This window comes from Phormidium sp. FACHB-592 (assembly GCF_014695795.1).
Taxonomy (GTDB): domain Bacteria; phylum Cyanobacteriota; class Cyanobacteriia; order Leptolyngbyales; family Leptolyngbyaceae; genus Stenomitos.
This window is the reverse complement of the sequence record NZ_JACJOZ010000089.1, coordinates 73,261-93,425: the sequence shown is the minus strand read 5'-3', so window position 1 is coordinate 93,425 and position 20,165 is coordinate 73,261. Positions and strand designations below refer to the sequence as shown.

The 20,165-nt window shown below is 48.6% G+C and carries 15 protein-coding genes; 14 read left to right on the top strand and 1 reads right to left on the bottom strand.

From position 1 onward, the window contains the following. Positions 1–127: 127 nt before the first annotated feature. From H6F86_RS25215 to H6F86_RS25195, 5 genes are all read left to right on the top strand, one after another. Positions 128–433, top strand: a complete 306-nt coding sequence (locus H6F86_RS25215; RefSeq protein ID WP_190452508.1) for a Nif11 family protein — start codon at positions 128–130, stop codon at positions 431–433. A gap of 104 nt (positions 434–537) precedes the next feature. Next, positions 538–840 (top strand): Nif11 family protein, encoded by a 303-nt coding sequence (locus H6F86_RS25210; RefSeq protein WP_190452506.1) that lies wholly within the window; start codon positions 538–540, stop codon positions 838–840. Positions 841–933: 93 nt separating this feature from the next. Beyond that, on the top strand, positions 934–1,977 hold the full coding sequence (locus H6F86_RS25205) for a hypothetical protein (protein ID WP_190452504.1): 1,044 nt from the start codon (positions 934–936) through the stop codon (positions 1,975–1,977). A gap of 10 nt (positions 1,978–1,987) precedes the next feature. Beyond that, positions 1,988–4,171 (top strand): peptidase domain-containing ABC transporter, encoded by a 2,184-nt coding sequence (locus H6F86_RS25200; protein ID WP_190452501.1) that lies wholly within the window; start codon positions 1,988–1,990, stop codon positions 4,169–4,171. After that, positions 4,168–4,755 carry a hypothetical protein gene (locus tag H6F86_RS25195; RefSeq protein WP_190452499.1) on the top strand — a complete coding sequence of 196 codons (588 nt, stop codon included), beginning with the start codon at positions 4,168–4,170 and terminating at the stop codon, positions 4,753–4,755. The genes H6F86_RS25200 and H6F86_RS25195 overlap by 4 nt, the downstream gene beginning before the upstream one ends. Before the next feature lie 826 nt (positions 4,756–5,581). On the opposite strand, the gene H6F86_RS25185 is transcribed toward H6F86_RS25195, so the two are convergent. Beyond that, positions 5,582–5,761: a hypothetical protein gene (locus tag H6F86_RS25185; protein ID WP_190452497.1), complete on the bottom strand. Its 180-nt coding sequence runs from the start codon at positions 5,759–5,761 to the stop codon at positions 5,582–5,584. Between the two features lie 752 nt (positions 5,762–6,513). Here H6F86_RS25185 and H6F86_RS25180 point away from each other — a divergent pair. From H6F86_RS25180 to H6F86_RS25140, 9 genes are all read left to right on the top strand, one after another. Next, entirely contained in the window at positions 6,514–7,050 is a 537-nt protein-coding gene (locus H6F86_RS25180) for an OsmC family protein (protein WP_190452495.1), read from the top strand. Positions 7,051–7,160: 110 nt separating this feature from the next. Beyond that, on the top strand, positions 7,161–8,330 hold the full coding sequence (locus H6F86_RS25175; protein WP_190452493.1) for an acyl-CoA dehydrogenase family protein: 1,170 nt from the start codon (positions 7,161–7,163) through the stop codon (positions 8,328–8,330). Between the two features lie 115 nt (positions 8,331–8,445). Beyond that, positions 8,446–9,264, top strand: a complete 819-nt coding sequence (locus H6F86_RS25170; RefSeq protein WP_190452490.1) for an ABC transporter ATP-binding protein — start codon at positions 8,446–8,448, stop codon at positions 9,262–9,264. 33 nt (positions 9,265–9,297) lie between these two features. Continuing rightward, positions 9,298–10,557 carry an ABC transporter substrate-binding protein gene (locus tag H6F86_RS25165; RefSeq protein ID WP_190452488.1) on the top strand — a complete coding sequence of 420 codons (1,260 nt, stop codon included), beginning with the start codon at positions 9,298–9,300 and terminating at the stop codon, positions 10,555–10,557. Between the two features lie 105 nt (positions 10,558–10,662). Beyond that, positions 10,663–11,463: an ABC transporter permease gene (locus H6F86_RS25160; protein ID WP_190452486.1), complete on the top strand. Its 801-nt coding sequence runs from the start codon at positions 10,663–10,665 to the stop codon at positions 11,461–11,463. Continuing rightward, the gene (locus H6F86_RS25155) at positions 11,438–12,019 is read left to right on the top strand and encodes a TetR/AcrR family transcriptional regulator (protein WP_190452485.1); all 582 of its coding nucleotides are present in this window, start codon (positions 11,438–11,440) and stop codon (positions 12,017–12,019) included. Before H6F86_RS25160 ends, H6F86_RS25155 begins: the two co-directional genes overlap by 26 nt. A 474-nt stretch (positions 12,020–12,493) precedes the next feature. After that, on the top strand, positions 12,494–13,306 hold the full coding sequence (locus H6F86_RS25150) for a hypothetical protein (protein ID WP_190452483.1): 813 nt from the start codon (positions 12,494–12,496) through the stop codon (positions 13,304–13,306). A 181-nt stretch (positions 13,307–13,487) separates the two neighbouring features. Beyond that, a complete protein-coding gene (locus tag H6F86_RS25145) occupies positions 13,488–19,427 on the top strand; it encodes an AAA family ATPase (protein ID WP_190452481.1) in 5,940 nt (1,979 codons plus the stop codon). Then, entirely contained in the window at positions 19,424–20,053 is a 630-nt protein-coding gene (locus tag H6F86_RS25140; protein WP_190452478.1) for a response regulator transcription factor, read from the top strand. The genes H6F86_RS25145 and H6F86_RS25140 overlap by 4 nt, the downstream gene beginning before the upstream one ends. The last annotated feature ends 112 nt before the right edge of the window (positions 20,054–20,165 follow it).

Genomic DNA, 20,165 nt, shown 5'->3' with positions numbered 1-20,165 from the left:
AGTTCTTCCCTTTCCTTCTCTATTGTTAAAAGCATCGAAGCCAAGAGGTTATGCAACAGACAAAAACCATTTGCAACTCAAACGTTTCGATATTCACTTACACACATTCTGTACAAGGAGTTTCATCATGGCAAAGAGCCTAGAACAATTCAATCAGGTCATTCTGCGCGATTCGACGATTCAAGAGCAACTCAAGGTTTCGACTGACCAGGTAGGGTTTGCAAAACTCATGGTTGAGCTAGGAGCAGAAAAGGGATACAGCTTCACCACTGCTGATGTAGAAGAGCAGCTTTCTGTGGGTCAAGCGGTCGAAGTGCGAGATCTTTGCGACGAGGAGCTAGAAGCAGTTGCGGGCGGTGCACAAGTTGGATATACCGACGGCTGTGGCGCTCGGGGCTGGACAACCATCTTTGGTCGGTGCAGCGAAAACTAACTAATCGACGATCGAGGGGTATTTACTCCTCGATCGCTCCTTTCTTTCCAAGAAACTTGCCTGTCTCATTAACTTACACAAACTTACACACAAGGAGTTTCATCATGGCAAAGACCCTAGAACAATTCAATCAGGTCATTCTGCGCGATTCGACGATTCAAGAGCAACTCAAGGTTTCGACTGACCAGGTAGGGTTTGCAAAACTCATGGTTGAGCTAGGAGCAGAAAAGGGATACAGCTTCACCACTGCTGATGTAGAAGAGCAGCTTTCTGTGGGTCAAGCGGTCGAAGTGCGAGATCTTTGCGACGAGGAGCTAGAAGCAGTTGCGGGAGGAGCGCAAGCTGCATATGCCGGAATAACCATCTGGGGTTGGACGACCGTGATTGGACCGTGCCGCGAAAACTAGTTGAGCGGAGATTGAGGAGTAGATACCCCTCGATCTCTCCTTTTTAAGAAACCTGCCTATCTATTGGACACTTAATCGAAGGGAATCTGACCTATGCCCTGCTCTATGGAAGACTATTTGAATGTTGTTGTTCCCTATCTCCCGTCGGAGTTGGTTTCTGCTTCAGCACTCTCTAATATTCGAGCATTATCCAAAGTACTACCCCCCTTTTCTCTGGCAGGATTTGAGTCACGCTTAGGAACTGCCCAACCTGTTGTGGATCTATTGGTCAGATTTCCTCGATCGAAGTTGCCACTACCGCAAGCGTTTCTAGCCCATTCTGCTTGGCGATCGCTGCACAATCTCTGTCAAGACTGGGTGGAACCCACCTCCGAACTCTACGATCAACTGCAACACATTTGGTTAGAATTTGACCTCGATCGCCCTCCGGCACCAGTCCCCATTCCCTGCTTATTTCTCTCTTTCAGCGATACTGTTCAAGATGCGCGATCGCTCGTTAAGTTAGCTCATCGCCTTCCAGAACACACCATTTCCGATAGCATTGCTAGAAATCTCACCCAATGCGCCCACGCCTTGCCCACTAATGCCCGGATTGAACATTTAGGAGCGATGTTATCTCGCCCCAATCAGGCAATTCGCGTTGTTGTAAGCGGAATTCGGCTTCAGCAAATCCCAGAGTATCTCAACAAGATTGGCTGGCATGATTCCACAAACTGTCTTACAGGATTAATTTCTAATCTATCGGAACGAGTTGATTCTGTTGCAATTCTTGATCTTGATGTCAGTGAGCAAATCTTGCCCAAAATTGGCATTGAGTGTTTTAATCGTCAACCTTCGCCGCAACCCAGACAGCCGCAGTTTTTGAACTATCTTGTTGGACAAGGATTATGCACCTCGGAGAAGCAAGCTGCGATCGCACAATGGTCTGGTTTCTCTCAAAACATTCCTCAGAACGATGCTGCACCCAACAACCTTATGTGGGGAGATTTATTCTTGCGGGGTAAAGCACACAGCATTTTCTGGCGAAGCGTTAGTCACATTAAACTGAGCTATCACCCCGAGCATCCGATAGATGCCAAGGCATATCTTGCTTTTGGTCACAATTGGTTCGATGCTAACGTCCCCCTTTCCGCCTGAGCTTCAACCTATGAAATACTACAACGTTCGTCAGCATAGCCAGGAAGACTGTGGAGCCGCTTGTCTTGCCTCGATCGCCAAAGCTTACGGCAAAACTTTCACCCTGGCACATGTGCGGGAAGTGGTTGGGACAGGACAGTTGGGAACAACGCTCTTGGGTTTAAAACGAGGCGCTGAAACGCTAGGATTCAAAGCACGAGCTGTTCAAGTCCAACCCGAATCGCTCCGCTCGATCGGAACATTTCCATTGCCTGCGATCGTGCATTGGAAAGGGTGCCATTGGGTAGTGCTGTACCAGCAGCGCGGCAGGCGATTTGTCATTGGCGATCCTGCGGTGGGCATTCGCCATCTTTCCCAACCCGAACTCAGATCTGGCTGGACTGATGGAGTAATGTTACTGCTAGAGCCAGATCTAAAACTTTTCTTGGCGCAGTCCGATGATGCAACAGGGGGCTGGAATCGTTTTCTTAAAAATACTTGGGAACATCGCCAGTTGATTGCAACAGTGCTAGTGATGAATCTCTTTTTAGGCATTCTCTCGCTATCGGCTCCGTTCCTAGTGCAGATTCTCACCGATGATGTGTTGCTGCGAGGAGACTTGAAGCTGCTCGCGATCGTCGCAATCGCGGTTATTGTTTTGAACTGCATTAGCAGCAGTTTAGGATACATTCAGTCCTTGCTCATTGCCCACTTTACTCAGCGTCTAGAACTGGGGCTAGTGCTAGATTTTAGTCGGCAACTATTGCGGTTACCTTTGCAGTATTTTGAAACTCGGCGCAGTGGAGAAATTGTGAGCCGCTTGCGCGATATTCAGGAAATTAATCAACTCGTTGGTCAAATTGTAGTGGGGTTGCCAAGCCAGTTATTTATTGCGATCGTCTCTCTGGGCTTAATGTTGCTCTATAGTGCACAACTGACAGCAGTTGCCTTGGGTCTTGCAGTGGTCATGATTCTTTCAACGGTGATGCTAGTTCCACTGTTACAGGAGAAAACACGCAGCCTATTAGTGCTAGAAGCAGAAAATCAAGGGGTTCTTGTCGAAACGTTCAAAGGGGCACTGACCCTGAGAACACTCAATGCTGCTCCTCAATTTTGGGATGAATTGCAAAGCCGATTTGGACGACTCGCACATCTAACATTTCGAACGCTTCAAATTGGAATAATTAATCGCACACTCTCTGGTTTCGTCTCTGCTGTGAGTAGCATCATCTTACTCTGGTTTGGCAGTTCATTTGTAATTGCAAATGAACTAACAATTGGGCAACTCATCGCTTTTAATAGCGTGAATACCAATTTTCTCGCCTTTATTGCTGCATTGCTTGGAGTCATTCATGCTTTGGTTCAGGCACAAACAGGAGTGCAGCGTTTAAGCGAAGTCATTGCAGCCACTCCTGAAGATTTCAATGCCTCTAAAAAACCTTTTGCAACACTCTCGTCCACAGCAGATATTGTTTGTAACCATCTCACATTTAACTATCCAGGTCGGCTAGAGCTATTAGAAGATTTCTCATTAACCATCCCAGGCGGGCAAACGATCGCGCTCATCGGCAAATCAGGCTGCGGCAAGAGTACGCTTGCAAAACTGATTGCCGGGCTCTACCCAGTGGAATCGGGCAACTTACGGATTGGCTTATACAATCTGCAAGATCTACCGCTCTCATGTGTGCGGCAACAGGTTGTCTTAGTATCCCAGGATGCCCATTTCTGGAGTCGCTCCATCTTAGAGAACTTTCGCCTTGCGTCTCCCCAGGCAACCTTTGAGCAGATTGTGCAAGCTTGCAGCATTACCGAAGCCGATCAATTTATCAGTCTACTTCCAGATAAATACCAAACGGTGTTGGGTGAGTTTGGTGCCAATCTTTCTGGAGGGCAACGGCAACGACTCGCGATCGCACGTGCCTTGTTAAGTGATCCGCCGATTTTGATTCTAGATGAATCAACCTCTGGACTCGATCCAGTTAGTGAATCGCAAATACTAGATCGTCTCCTGTTACATCGAGCTGGCAAGACGACTATCTTAATTAGCCATCGTTCCAAGGTCATCGATCGCTCAACCTGGGTTGTGTTTCTAGAGCAAGGTAAGGCCAAACTGCAAGGCTCACTCAATCGCTTGCGATCTACACCAGGCGGACATTTAGAATTTCTGTCTCCTGCCGAAAAAAGTATTGAATTGATGAGCGGAGTCCTCCGATGACCCAAGAGCAATTAAATGAAAAATACAATGGGTTACAACCTGCTTACAGTGACGAATTCCTTCCTCCCATTGCGCGATCGCTGAAGTTCGGTGCATTCATATTGCTGGGAATGTTAAGTGTTGGGATCACTCTAGCGGCAACCGTTAAGTACAGCGTCGCGATCAAAGCTGAGGGAGAAGTTGTGCAGCAGAAAACGCGTAGCGCAGGTCAGATGCCTTCTTCTTTAAGAATCAAAGCTTATATTGCAGCCCAAGATCGCTATAGCGTGGCGGTGGGTCAGGCGGTGCAATTGCGGGTGAATGCCTGTCCTTACTCCAACTATGGCATGCTACAAGGAACAGTTCAATCGCTATCATCTGATGAAGTTTCGATCGCACTGCGCAATGCTGAAGAAACTGCTCAACCTAGTTATTTTGAAGTCACGATTCAACCGACAACGACTTCTTTGACGCGGCGCAGTTCACTCGAAGCCACGCAAGGTGCTAGTCGCGCTTGTCCAATCCGAGCAGGCATGAAGGTAAAAGCGAGCATTCTAGCTCGTGAAGCAACAATCCTAGAATATGTGATGCACAGAAATGGGTAGTCCTGAATCTAGTGTCGATTATCGAATCAACGGTTCTTTCCAGGTTTCGGTGATCCAGAATTTTGAGCAGCCCGAAAATGGTAGCTCGCAAAAACTAGTCAATGGCAAGCTTTTGAGCCTCCGCCTCAGCATTAGAATAGCTTGGTGCCGTTTTTCATTCGATTGCAGAGTTGGGTGAAGGAGGGGTTTGCAGCGCTTCAAGACTTTGTGCAGCCCATTGCTAAACATATTCCAGTGAGATGCTAACAGGTTGGGTAGGAGAGCAGATGGGTAGGAGCTATGCATAGTGGGTATGCCCTTCGGGTTTGCCAGTTCCCTACGGCGGAAAACCCACCTTCAGGACTGGACTCACCGTTACTTGGGTCGGGTTAAACTCAGCGGAGCAGTCACCCACTCCGCTGGTCTGCAAAACCGTGCATGAGACTTGTTGCCTCACACGGCTTCTCAACAACTGGGTGTTTGTCATGCACACCTGAATGAACTTGGTCGTAGCAATGCTGATGTAATAACGCCAGATTCTCCCTTTTATAGTTGGTAGTCATGCATGGTAATGGTAGGCTGTAGACCAAGCACCTTCATAATTGCAGTCGCCTCAAGGAACTGTCCTAAGTGCCAATCCACTCAAATTATTAAATACGGACAGACTCATTACGGCAAACCACGCTTCCGGTGCCAGGGCTGTGGACGGCAGTTTGTCGAGCATGCCACCTGCCAACCGCTTGATGAGACAACGCGCTAATTGATCAGTTGTAACAGCGACAAAGATATCAACGCACTCAACTTTCGGTTCAATCAAACCCTGCTACCCCAACTAAAAAACATCGAACTAACCCTTCCACCCAGAGTCCAAGATGCCCCGCAAGTCGTCACTCGCATTGTGAACTTCTTCTACCACTGCAAAGCCGTTTACAGAATCAATACCAATGACCGAAGGAACGGCAGGTACTACCTGATTTGGGAAATCTGCCTCTACTCCGGCAACAACCCTGAGTGACTTCTTAGCCACAAGGAGGAGCTTTTGAGCTTTATTCAAAGGCAAATCAAGTGCCTCTAGGTGCAGGACATTGATGTGGTGTCGGAGTAGGTCAATCGAGAGGGGGAGCACTGAGCAAACCCAGGCTGAACCCTAATCGAGGTTGAGACGGCATATGACCAAAAAAGTGCAAGATGGGCTGGAAAGCTGTATTCGGTTTGAGTTTCAGAGAACCGAGCGAAGCGAGGTGCAGAATTAAAACTTCTGCGCCTCCGGCAAAAGCGTGGAGCGAAATTGTGCAAACCGGAGGAAGGTTCGATAAGGTGATCGGGTTGGCCTCTTGCCCAAGGGAGTAGAAGTCCGATGCCTTCATCGCACTTTCAGCCGCTGCAAACAGTCTAGAGCGACTAGTACAGCTCTTAACGCGTTTTCTGCTTGACTTCTCATGCCACCCTATTCCCCGCAAGCGCTTCTTCAGTGCAAGTTCTGACTGAACACGCGTGGCTTGCCTGGTCGTAATCACAATGCATTCACATGTAGCCATCATCGCACAGCCACTCTTAAAGTACAGGGTGATCCAGTCATGACTACATGTGAATGCATACAAGCAAGTTGATCTTCTTTGTAATCTATGTCAAGATGAGTTCTATAAAGCCCGGTAAGTCGATAGAGTCACAGGACTAAACTTATAGGGTTTAAACCTGGAAAGAATGTTTTCCCATAATTACCGTGGTGAAAATCTTAGCTGCTGTTTTAATTGGATAGATTGTTCTATTTATATGATCATGACTGAAATAATGACCTCACCCCAAACATCACTTCGCCCAGTTAGTAAAGCAGGGCTAGAAAACCTGGCGGCAACGGCAAAAGCCAACCCTAACGTGGTCAAGTCGCTGAAAATCAAAACGGTTTGCGAAGGGCAATTTCGCAACTTAAACTACGTGCGAGATCTGCCAGAACACGTCATTGACGAGCCGCCTGGTTTGCTGGGGCAGGACACTGCGCCAAATCCTTCTGAAGCATTGTTGGCAGCGCTCGGCTCTTGTTTGTCCGTAGGCATTCATGCCAACGCGATCATGCGAGGCATTACCCTGACCAAGCTGGAACTGGAGCTAGAAGGCGACATCAACATTACCGGAGTTTGGGGCATTGGCGACCTGTCTGAAAAACGGTTGGGGTTTACTGATGTCCGGGTCAAGGTAGATGTGGACGGTGATGCTAGTCGGGAAGCACTAGCTGACTTGGTAGCTCATGCGAATGTCTGGTCGCCCGTGGCAAATACACTCCGCAATCCGGTAAATGTGGACGTGTCGATCGCCTGACGCTCATTTTTCAACGTTGCGGGTGTGGCATGGGGACGATCATTTTTAGCGTCGTTACAGGCGTTACTCGTCCCCCTCACACCCCATACCCCTTCCTAAACTATTGACCTATGCAAATTGCTCCAACGCTAACGGCTACTCCCCTTTTCCAAGTGCTATCTGATACCAGCAAACAACCATCAATCGCGCCGTTGATTCCAGCGTTAAAGGTGGCGATCGCCGAAAATCTAGCGCCGCAAGTGCAGCGCATTGATCAAGAGGGCTTTTACCCACGTGAGTTTATGCATCAGGTGGGCGCGTTAGGTGGCTTTGGGCAAGCAGTAGCACCAGAATGTGGGGGTGCTGGGCAGGGAGTACGATCAGCAGTTCAGGTGATTGAGGCGGTTTCGGCAGAATGCTTGTGTACGGGGTTTATGGTCTGGTGCCAGATTGCCTGCACCTGGTACCTGCAAAACAGTGACAATGAGTATCTCAAGACGCATCTTTTACCTCAGGTGGCAACAGGAACAGTCCTGGGCGGAACTGGTTTGTCGAACCCGATGAAGCATTTTGCCAGCATTGAAAAGATTGCGCTCACGGCAGAGAAACGACCCGGTGGTTATGTACTGAATGGTCTGCTGCCTTGGGTGTCTAATCTGGGAGCGGGACACCCATTTGGGATTGCTGCCAAACTTGCCGATGGTGATGACTACCTGATGGCGATCGTCTCCGATGCGTTTGCGGGTTTGTCGCTGCGACAGAATGCCCACTTTATTGCGTTAGAAGGCAGCGGCACCTATAGCTGTGTGTTCAAAGATGTCTTTGTGCCGGATGAGTGGATTCTGGCTGCGCCCTGTGATGACTACGTGGAGCGGATTCGCCCAGGGTTCATACTCACGCAAGTGGGCATGGGCTTGGGATTGGTGACGGGTTGCATCGATCTCATTGAGCGTTACCGTCCCCGGTTGGGTCACGTCAACAGCTTTCTGGATGATCAGGCAGAGGATCTGGCAGCAGCACTGGCGAGCGCTCGTCTCAAAACCTACACTCTGGCAGACCAGTTGAGTCAGCCCGATGTCCACATCACGCCTGACCTGCTCAAAGCGGTAATTCAAGCCCGGATTACAGCATCTGAGCTATCGCTGAAGGCTGCCAATGCTGCCATGCTCCACGCGGGTGCCCGCGCCTATTTGCAGGGATCTGAACCCGCTCGACGGTTGCGAGAAGCGTACTTTGTGGCGATCGTCACGCCGGCTCTAAAGCAACTCAAAAAGATGCTGCATCATCTGGAGCAAAGCTGATGGTAAGGGCAAGTTGATAGAGTTTTGAATTTTGAGTCGCTGTTTAAGCGCTACCTCGTAGGTGTGCTGTGTTGCTAGAAAGTTTTGAGTGCCGCATAGCGGTACATGATGCCTTATGAGTGAATCCATTGCTTCGTTGCCAGATGCCCCGCTGCGCGAACAGGCGGTTTCCCTGCTAACCGTGCGGCAGTTGCAAAAGCAGTATGCCGGTCGCCAGGGCACTCTCACTGCCTTTGAGGGCATTGATTTAGAGGTGCGGTTGGGTGAGGTGGTTTGTTTGCTCGGTGCAAGTGGCTGTGGTAAGTCTTCGCTGCTGGCAACAATCGCCGGTTTGCAGAGTGCTGATCGCGGGGAGCTTTACCTGAACGGGAATCCACTGCGAAGAAGCCATCCCCGCGTGGGCGTGGTGTTTCAAGACCCGTGCCTGTTGCCCTGGCAGACGGTCGCACAGAATATTGCCTGGGGGCTAACGCTCAAACAGGTGCCGTCGCTCAGCAGAACGGAACTGCGATCGCGCATTACCGAAGCGATCGCGCAGGTGGGCTTACAGGGCTTTGAGCGCAGCTATCCCCATCAGCTTTCGGGTGGCATGGCACAGCGGGTTGCCCTGGCAAGAACCCTGGCACGTCGCCCCCAACTGCTGCTGTTAGATGAACCCTTCAGCGCGTTGGATGCTATCACGCGCCTAGATATGCAGACCCTGCTGCTCAACATCATTGCCCAGCAGCAAACCACCGTCTTGATGGTGACGCACGACCTGGACGAAGCACTGTTGCTGGGCGATCGCGTGGTGTTGATGGCACGCCGTCCAGGTCGCATTGAGCGGGAATGGGCGATCGCTCAGCCCAAACCCCGCTTCCAGCAGGCTCATGCCCTGGCAGATATCCGCTTTACCATCCTGGAGGCACTAGCCACTGTGATGGCAAGCCCTTAACCCTGCTCAATTCTTTCGTTTAGGAGACAGTTCATGGCTTGGTCTAATATGTGCGCCTGCTGCGGTATGAGTCGGCGCGATTTTTTGAAGCTGACGGGTCTTTTTTCGACTTCTTTAGGCGTGACCCTGGCAACAGGCTGTCAGCCAACCACACCCCAGGCAAGCACTAACCCCAATGCCAGCGCCAGTCCTAGCGCCAGTCCCAGCAGCGTGGGTGCCGATCAGCCCGTCAAAATCGGCTATTTGCCCATTACGGATGCCGCCCCCTTGCTGATTGCCCACGCCAAAAAGTTTTATGAGGCAGAAGGGTTAACGGCGGAACCCCCACGCCTGTTTCGATCGTGGGCACAGGTGACTGAGGCATTCTTGGCGCGTCAGGTGAATGTTGTTCATGTGCTGTCCCCCATCACCGTCTCGCTGCGGTATGGGCGTAAGTTTCCTGCCAAGGTGGTGGCATGGAACCATACCAATGGCTCGGCGCTCACGGTGTTACCTGATATTGAAACCCCGAAAGACCTGGGGGGTAAGACGATCGCCGTGCCCTTCTGGTATTCCATCCACAATATTGTGCTGCAACAGGTGTTGAAAAAAGAAGGGTTAACCGTGACCCGCAAGCCCAAAGATGCGGCGATCGCTGCTAATGAAGTCAATTTAGTGGTACTACCACCGCCGGATATGATGTCGGCGCTGGCGAATCAGTCGATCGGTGGTTACATCGTGGCAGAACCCTTTAACGCAGCGGCAGAAAACCTGAAGCGGGGCAAAATTCTGCGGTTTACGGGCGATGTGTGGAAAGATCATGCCTGCTGTGTGGTTTTTATGCACGAAGACGATACGACCCAGCGCAAAGCATGGACGCAAGGGGTGGTCAATGCCATTGTCAAAGCACAGGCGTGGATTCGAGACAATCGCGAAGAAACTGCCCAGCTCTTATCGAAGGATGGCAGTGGCAAGTACACGCCCCATCCCCTACCGGCTCTCCAGCGCACCCTCACCTACTACGACAAAGAGTTCTATGGGAAGCAGGGCGCGATTCAACATCCCGATTGGGGCATTAACCGGATTGATTTCCAACCTTATCCCTTCCCGTCCTACACCGAAGAACTGGTGCGCTTACTGAAGGAAACTCAGGTTGAGGGCGATACAGCATTCTTAAAGGCGCTTAATCCTAAACAGGTTGCCACCGATCTGGTGGATGATTCCTTTGTGAAAACGGCATTGCAGCAGGTTGGTGGACTGCAAACCTTTGGTCTGAAGGATAACTTCTCACGGGCAGAGACGATCGCGGTTTAGTGTCCCTTAGATGCCCGACTTCTGTGTTCGGTTCCATCCAAGCATGAAGCGCTGAAGAAGTCGGGCATCTTTGACTTATCGATGGATTCGACAGGATTATTACGCATGACATCCACATTTACACCATCAACTGCTGCGTTTCGCTTGAAGCTACCACTGCCACTGTTTGGCTTAGCAGGAGGCATCGTCCTCTGGTGGCTGTTCACCACACCCCTTTGGCACAGCGATCTGATCGTGGCTGATTTTTCCCCTGAACGGACGATCGCCGCTCTGGTGCAACTTGTTAGCACTGGCACCATCATTCCCCACATCCAGACCAGCTTACGGCGAGTGCTGATTGGGCTGGTAGCAGCGATCGCCATTGGAGTGCCGCTAGGGTTGTTCGTGGGCTTGTCGCGCCGGTTAGAGCGATCCACCTCTGCCCTGTTTCAATTCATCCGAATGATTTCGCCCCTCTCCTGGATGCCGATCGCGGTCATGGCGCTGGGCATTGGCGATTTACCCGTTTATTTCTTGCTGACCGTTGCGGCAGTATTTCCCATTTTGCTGAATACAACGGCGGGGGTTCATGCCGTCGATCACCGCTGGTTGTTACTGGCGCGTAGCCTGTGTGCCACGCAATGGGAGACGACTTGGCGGGTAATTATTCCTGCAATCACGGCTCATGTGTTGACCGGGCTAAGGTTAGCGATCGGCATTATCTGGCTGGTGCTGGTGCCCGCTGAGATGTTAGGTGTGAGTGCAGGTTTGGGCTATTACATTCTCGATACTCGCGATCGCCTCGCCTATTCTGAACTGATGGCGGTGATTCTCATCATCGGCGCGATCGGCTATGGTTTGGATAGCTCTCTGCGCTTCGCTCACCAGCAATGGACGCATCATGGTCAATCTCAAACGTACTCGTGACGATGTGCTGCTTGCCGTTTTAGATTTGATTCATCGGCAGGGGTTTCACTCCACGGGGTTGAAAGAGCTACTCAGCAGCAGCGGTGTTTCTTCAGGCAGTTTCTACAACTACTTTGCCTCGAAGGATGAACTGGGTCATGCCTTGATTGACTTTAAGTGGAGCAAGCTGAAGTTGCTGCTCTTTAGCGTAAGGCAACTGGATGCGATCGCCCAACTATTTCAAATGATTGACCAATTAGAAGCGATCCATCAGGCAGAAGATCCCTGTGCAGGCTGCTTTCTCGGCAATTTAATTGTGGAACTGGTGGAGCATAATCCCTCGTTTCGTCAGCATCTCATTCAGGTGTTTGACGAGTGGCAGCAAGAAATTGCAACGTTACTCCAGGCTGGACGCGCCCAACTCAAACCAGAGATCGATCCAGACAGATTAGCACAGCAGCTTTTAAGCGCGATCGAAGGTGCCTTACTTCTCGGTCGCCTGTACGATAATCCACAGCGCTTACGCCATTGCCTTGATGGCTGTCGCTCTTTGTTAAAGTCATCGCTCCACGACTAAAGTCACTTGTTGGGCTGAACCAAGTGCAGATCAAAAGCGTTGCGCGGTTGATGAATGCTGAAAGACAGCCATTCAACATCGAGGTCAGCGGCGAGGCAACTATACGTTTGATCCATCTAAGGATGGCGATGAAAGCTAGGGGCGATCGCGATGAGGCAAATGGGGTGACCATAATCAACCTTGTCCGAAAAAGGTTTTTCCTCTAAGAGACTGTTATAGTAGCTCAGTGTTTGCACTTTTTTAGCGCTGTGCACAGGTTGGTCTTGCAAGGAGTCTTAAGCAAAAAGGCGGTGGCAGTTGTCAGCCACCATCGCCCTGAGCCACGTTCAGCGCATCGTTAAGGCGGTATCCCTTCTCTGTCTGGTTTAGCCTCCTTTGAGAAGTAGTGACGATAAGCGCGTTGGTCAGGGGTGTGGGGGCGACTCAATCCGGGCATCCTGATGAGAGGTGACCGCCTCAATACCCGTCGCCACGATGAACAACCGTATGAAACTTTGGAGCCGTAGTCAAACCTTCTTTATCTGCCTGCTGGCGGCTGGCTTCACGCCCGGTGTTTTGCTATCACCAGGGCTGACCCACTCCGTGGCAGACTCGTTGCAGGTAAGATACCGCGCTGCCATTCAAGAGGCTGCCTTTGTCGAGCCTGAAAAAGCGGTCGATACGCTCATTCCCATTACAGCAGCAAATCCCTTTCTGGTGTGGAATCCCACCAGGACGCAAGTGTTAGTCGTGACCTGGAAAAGCCAACGGGTGTATGAGCAGTTCATCCAGCCCTACACGCAGAGTTCTAAGCGGGAAGACCAGCTGCTCTGGGTGACGGTGGCACCCCAAGTCAAAGCCTTTTGCCAACGCTATTTGCAACAACATCCCAACGCCACAGCCGCTGAGTTAACGCTCCGCTTAAAGCAGTATCTAGGACTCGATCCCACTTGGGAGTACGACCAGTTCGTTGAACTCTGGGTGCGTCCCCAGGATCTGTTTCGACCCTGCGTCAACCCGGACATTACACAGCGACAATGCCCACTGAATTTTACTGGGGTTGTGCCTACAGTGACTGGGCACACTCAGGGTACTGGGATTCAAGACTACCAGTCCTTTTATCAAACGTTGTACTTTCGCAGCATTCGGGCAGCGCTCCAACCCTGGACGGGACTGGGTTACACCTATGATTGGGGTAGTCCAATCAGTCAGGTCGGTGCAAGTGAGTTTATTTTAGTGCCTGGAGCCACCTATGCCGTGAAACAAGCAGTACCGACGTTACAGTACTGTCAAACTGCCAGCCCCTAAGGTACAACAGTGCCAAAGTAAATGACAGTGAGACAAAGGCGTGTCACGGATGGCGTTATACAGCTTGCATTGCTTATCCCACCATTTTCTGGCGCTCAACCAACTGTCTCAATTTCTCGGAATCCTGTTAAGACCGATATAATTGGCGACATAACTTATAACATCCTTTGGAGGGCGTTCTATGATTGCTTTATCTGGAATCGCCATCCACAGCAAAATTTATGAAAGCTCAAATTCTCTGGTGTACCGGGGAATCAGAATGCAAGATGAGCAGGCGATCGTCATTAAACTGCTCAAGCAAAACTATCCGTCTCCTCAAGAATTAACTCGCTATACGCAGGAATATGCCATTACCCGCGCGCTGAATGTGGAAGGCGTGGTTAAGGCATACAGCCAGCAGGAGTATCAACGCACGCTGGTGATTCTCTTAGAAGACTTTGGGGGCGAGTCCTTAGAGCAATGGATGCAGCGACGGTCAGATTTTCGCCCCATGCACTTAGCCACTTTTTTACGGCTGGCAATCGATATCACAAATATTTTGGGTGGAATTCACGCGGCTGGGATCATTCATAAAGACATCAATCCTGGCAACATTGTTCTCAATCCGGATACTGGCGTTGTTAAAATCATTGACTTCGGCATTGCTACCCGATTTAATCGCACGAATCCAACGTTCAAAAGTCTCCATGCATTAGAGGGCACTCTTGCTTACCTCTCTCCTGAGCAAACTGGACGGATGAACCGTTTGCTCGATTACCGCACCGATTTTTACTCACTCGGTGTGACATTCTACGAGCTTCTCACTGGTCAATTACCGTTTACAACAACAGACATTCTAGAACTAGTTCATTGTCATATTGCCAAACCACCTGTTCCTCCATGTGAGTTGAACGCAGCAATTCCTAAAGCTATCTCAGACATTATTCTAAAACTGATAGCGAAGAATGCCGAGGATCGCTATCAGAATGCTTGGGGTATTAAAGCGGATTTAGAAATCTGTCTTCGCCAGGTTACAGAAACAGGAAAAATTGACAATATTCAACTAGGGCTGCAAGATGTATCGGAACAGCTCCATATTCCCCAAAAACTGTATGGACGCGAAGCAGAAATTGCAGCGTTATTAGCAACCTTTGAGAAGGTAGCGGGGAATGGGGAAGAACTCCCTAATCCCTCATCTAGCACGATGATGTTGGTTTCTGGCTATTCGGGTGTTGGCAAATCAGCACTCGTACAAGAGCTTCACAAACCGATTACTGTTAAACATGGTTATTTTGTCTCTGGTAAGTTTGACCAGCTTCAGCGCAATATCCCCTATAGCGCGATCACCCATGCCCTGCAAAAATTGGTGCAGCAACTGCTAGGTGAACCAGAGGAGCAACTGCAACAGTGGCGATCGTCTCTTCTCGCTACATTGGGAATCAACGGTCAGCTGATTGTTGATGTGATTCCCGAAGTAGAACTGATTATTGGCAAGCAACCACCTGTACCGGAAGTTGGAGCAATAGAAGCTCAAAACCGCTTTAATCGAGTTTTCCAGCAGTTCATTCGAGTGTTTTGTTCTAAAGAACATCCGTTAGTGATCTTCTTAGATGATTTGCAGTGGATTGATTCAGCCACGCTGAGGTTAATCGAACTCATGCTGCTTGATAAGCAAACTCATTTTCTATTTCTGATAGGAGCGTATCGAAAGCATGAAGTAACTTCAACTCATCCACTCGTGCTAACTCTAGAGAGGTTGCGACAACAAGGGGCAGTGCTTCAAGAGCTTGTTCTAGCACCCTTAACCCTGGAGCCGTTAGCTCATCTGGTCGCTGAGACACTACATCAAGATGCTGATAGTGCTCGCCCCTTGGCTGAATTAGTGTTGCGTAAAACTGAGGGCAATCCCTTTTTTATTGGTGAATTCTTGCGATTGCTGTACGGTGAGAACCTTTTAAGTTTTAATACAGAATGCTTAAGCTGGCAGTGGAACATTAATCAAATTCAAGCTCTAAATATTACCGATAATGTGGTGGAGTTACTGCTGAGCAGGTTGAGGAAACTGCCGAAAGTAACACAGCAAATGCTTCAATTAGCCGCCTGCATTGGGGCTGAATTTAATTTGGAAACGTTAGCGATCGTATGTCAGCAATCCCCCAAAACAGTGTTTCAGGATTTACTGGCAGTGATCCAAGCTGAATTAATTCAGCCTCTGTCTGAACTAGACAAAGATTTGTTAGTTCAGGAGTATAAGTTCTTGCACGATCGTGTGCAACAAGCCGCTTATGCCTTAATCGATGAGGCACAGAAACAAGTTGTTCATTTACAAATCGGTCGCAATTTACTCGAAAAGACCTTGTCAGAGCAACTATCAGAAAGGTTATTTGAGATTGTTGATCACCTAAATTATGGAATCGAGTTGGTCACCGATCAAGCAAAGCGAGATGAAATTGCCAAACTAAATCTATTAGCAGGTCAGAAAGCGAAGGCAGCGATCGCTTATAAGGTGGCAAAAAACTATTTGACCGCAGGGAAAGCATGGCTGGCAGCGTCTAGCTGGCAAACAAACTATGAATTAACATTAAACTTATACTCAGAAACAGCGGAAATTGCTTATTTGTGTGGAGAGTTTGAAGATGTAGAACAGTGGGCAGAAGCTGTTTTACGAGCAGCCCTGACAGTTCTAGATACCGTAAAAGTTTATGAAGTTAAAATTCAAACTAGTATCGCGCAGAGCCAGCTATTAGAAGCAATTAATACAGCATTGCAAATTTTGCGCCAGCTAGGGATTAATTTTCCTGAAACACCCAGTCAGTCAGATGTTGAGCTTGAACTAGACGCGATCGCATCACGCTTGGGCGAGAAACCGATTAGGGACTTAAGCAATTTGCCGGAAATGATTGAGCCAGACAAATTGGAGGCAGTGAGAATCCTATCAAGGATAACAACTGTTGCCCAAATTGCAGCTCCTAATTTGATGCCTCTATTTGCATCTAAGCAGGTCAGCTTGTCAATTCAGTATGGTAATGCGTTTTCATCTCCCGTTGCTTATGCCAACTTTGGACTAGTTTTGTGTGGAATGGTTGACAACATCGAGTCTGGCTACGAGTTTGGACAGCTTGCCCTAAGACTATTGTCACAGCCACATACCCATGCGCTTAAAGCTCGAACTGTAACCATTGTAAATAACTTTATCATCCACTGGAAAGAACATGCCAGGAAACTATTGCAGTCATTTCTAGAAGGCTATCAAAGTGGGCTAGAAACTGGGGATTTGGAGTTTGCTGGCTATTGCGCTCATTGTTATTGCTTTCAATCCTATGCTGTTGGCAAAGAACTTGCAGAACTTGAACGCAAAATGACAACACATGGTGAAGCAATCCGTCAAATCAAACAGGAAATAGCACTCACCTGGAATCAAATCTATCAGCAGGCTGTCTTAAATTTGCTGGGACGTTCAGTCAATCCATCCCATCTAATTGGAGAAGCTTACAATGAGGAGATTGGACTGCCACAACATCAAATAGCAAATGATGGATTCGCAATCTTTAATCTCTATTTCAACAAGCTGTCTCTCTGCTATCTATTTTACGAGTATGCTCAGGCAGTTGAAAACTCAGATTTAGCAGAAAATTATTTGATCCAGATGACAGCCACATTTGCTAAAGCTTTGTACTATTTTTACGATTCTTTAGCAAGGCTAGCAACATACCCTGAAAGCAGCGATCAAGTGCAGTCAGAAATCCTGAAAAAAGTTGCGGTTAATCAGGAGACAATGAAACACTGGGCACATTATGCGCCTATGAATTATTTGCATAAATATTATCTAGCTGAGGCAGAGAAAGCGCGAGTTTTGGGTCAGTTGTTTGAGGCGGAAGAGTTTTATGAACAAGCTATTCACGGCGCTAGAGACAATGAGTATTTGCAAGAAGAAGCCTTGGCCTACGAATTAGCTGCCAAATTTTACTTGTCTCGTGGCAGAGAAAAGTTTGCTCAAACATACATGAAAGAAGCTCGCTACTGCTACGAACGTTGGGGAGCAACGGCAAAGGTCAAAGATTTAGAAACTCGCTATCCGCAATTCTTTCCTCAATCGTTAGATGTGGCTTACACGCCAATCCGAACTACTGCTGGAACCACTACCTCTGACACCTCACATATTGCTTTCGATTTAACGGCAGTGATGAAAGCATCACAGGCGATTTCGAGCGAAATTGAACTGGATCAGTTGCTGCATTCCTTGATGCAAATCTTAATCGAGAATGCTGGCGCACAAACCGGATGTTTGCTTTTAGAGAACGCTGGAGGATGGGTAATTGAGGCTGCTTGTGAACTCGAAGAGGGTAAGAATGGTTGTGCTACACGAGTGCTGCAATCAATTCCGACAACAAATTGCTTACCCGAATCAATTATCCAGTATGTGATCCGGACTCATGAAACTGTCCTTTTAAATAATGCAATTCGTGAAGGTAATTTTACCAATGAGCCGTATATTCAACACAACCAAACTCAATCACTTCTTTGTTTGCCGCTGTTGAATCAAAGTAAGCTTGTCGGTGTGTTGTATCTAGAAAATCAATTGGCAACTGGAGTATTTACACCAGAGCGATTGCAAGTTTTGAATTTACTCTCTACTCAAGCTGCGATCGCGATTGAAAATGCAAAGCTCTACTCAAAGCTACAAGCTAGCGAAAGTCGGATGGCTCAATTCCTTGAAGCAATCCCGGTGGGGATTAGCATAGTGGATGCGGCGGGTTGCCCTTACTATTTCAACCAACGAGCAACTCAGCTACTGGGTAAAGGGATTGATCCTTCTCTGGCACCCAATCAACTAGCAGAAGTTTATCAAACTTATCTGGCGGGAACGGATCAAAAATATCCAACTGAGAAAATGCCAATTATCCGAGCGTTGAGCGGTGAGCGTACTTCTGTTAATGATATAGACATCCACCAGAACAACGCAACTATTCCAGTTGAAGTATGGGGAACTCCTATTTTTGACGAACAGGGTAAAGTGGTATATGCGATCGCAGCCTTTCAGGATATCACCCAGCAAAAACAAGCAGAGCAACTATTAGCTAATTACAACCGCACTTTAGAACAGCAGGTTGAGGAACGAACAACGGCTTTACAGCAAAGCGAAGCAGAACTGCGCGCTCGTGAACAGGAATTGCGGCTCGTTACAGATGCTCTGCCTGTTTGTATTGCTTATATCGATGCTAAACAGCGTTATCGTCTTGTCAACTATACCTACGAGATTTGGTGTTGCTGTAGCCGAAACGAAATTTTGGGCAAGTCTATTCGTGAGTTTATAGGCGATGCAATGTATTCAGAGGTTGAACCCTATATGAATCAGGTATTGGCAGGACAAACGACTACCTTTGAAGCCGAAATGCTTTTACCATCAGGTCTCAAATATATCAGTACAACCTTAATCCCTAACGTTGATGCGAACGCTCAAGTCATTGGATTCTATGCTCTCAACACAGACATCAGCGATCGTAAGCGTGCCGAAGAAGCCTCGATTTTGGAGGAACGTAACCGCATGGCACGCGAAATTCATGACACCCTAGCGCAAGCCTTTACAGGAATACTAGTTCACATGGGAGCCGCTTCCCGATTAACGACAACCAGCCCAGAAGCCATTCAAACCCATATTAATACTGTACGAGATCTGGCTCGCAGTGGGCTGACAGAAGCTCGGCGATCGGTTGCGGCACTACGTCCCCAATTGCTAGAAGATGGCAATCTCTGGACAGCGCTAGAGCGATTTGTAGCCACTTTGCAGTCTTCAACCGAAACCAGCTTAATCTGTGAGATTGTCGGCACGCCCTATGCATTACTTCCTGAAACTGAGAATAATCTTTTGAGAATTGCCCAGGAAGCATTTACGAATTCAGTTAAGTACGCTCAAGCAAGTGAAATTCGGATTGAATTAGTCTATGAGCTAACATCATGCTCATTACGCGTGAAAGATAATGGGCGAGGGTTTGAAGTCAACAACACAACTCTAAGCCGAGGGTTTGGCTTACTGGGTATTACCGAACGAGCCGAACGCATTGGGGCACAACTCTCAATTAAGAGCCGGCTGGGGCAGGGAACAGAAGTAATTGTAGCTATACATCAGGAGGCATCAGCATGAGTCAGTTCGCAGCAATCCGCGTTTTGATTGTTGATGATCACGCGATTGTTCGGCAGGGACTAGCGGCGCTGATTGAGAACGAGCCGGATATGACGGTGGTGGGGCAAGCAGGAGATGGGCTGGAAGCGATCGCCCAATATCGACAACTTCAGCCTGATGTCACCTTAATGGATTTACAAATGCCGCAGATGAGCGGCGCTGATGCGACAGTCGCCATCTGTGCTGAGTTCACCCGTGCCCGCATCATTATACTGACCACGTATGACGGGGATGAGGATATTTATCGCGCCCTACGTGCCGGAGCCAAAGGTTATTTGCTCAAAGATGCCGAACCAGAGGCGCTTCTTAATGCCCTTCAGATTGTCCACAGCGGGCAACAATATATCCCTTCTGAAGTGGCTGCGAAATTAGTGCAACGGATGAACATTCCAGAGTTGAGCGATCGAGAACAAGAGGTTGTGCGGCAGATGGCACGCGGCTTAAGCAATCACGATATTGGCGCGACCCTCAATATTACTGAAAGTACGGTCAAATTTCACATCAACCGCATTCTAAGTAAATTAGGCGTGAGCGATCGCACTCAGGCGGTGATTACCGCGTTGAAGCGAGGAATCGCCAAGTTGTGACAAATGATGAGAACTGAACTTAAGTTTGGTTGAAGGTGCATTCAAAAGATAGTTAAAAACTGTCGTTTTAGCCCTCTAACCACTGAACTCCAGGTTGACGACAAAACCGCGT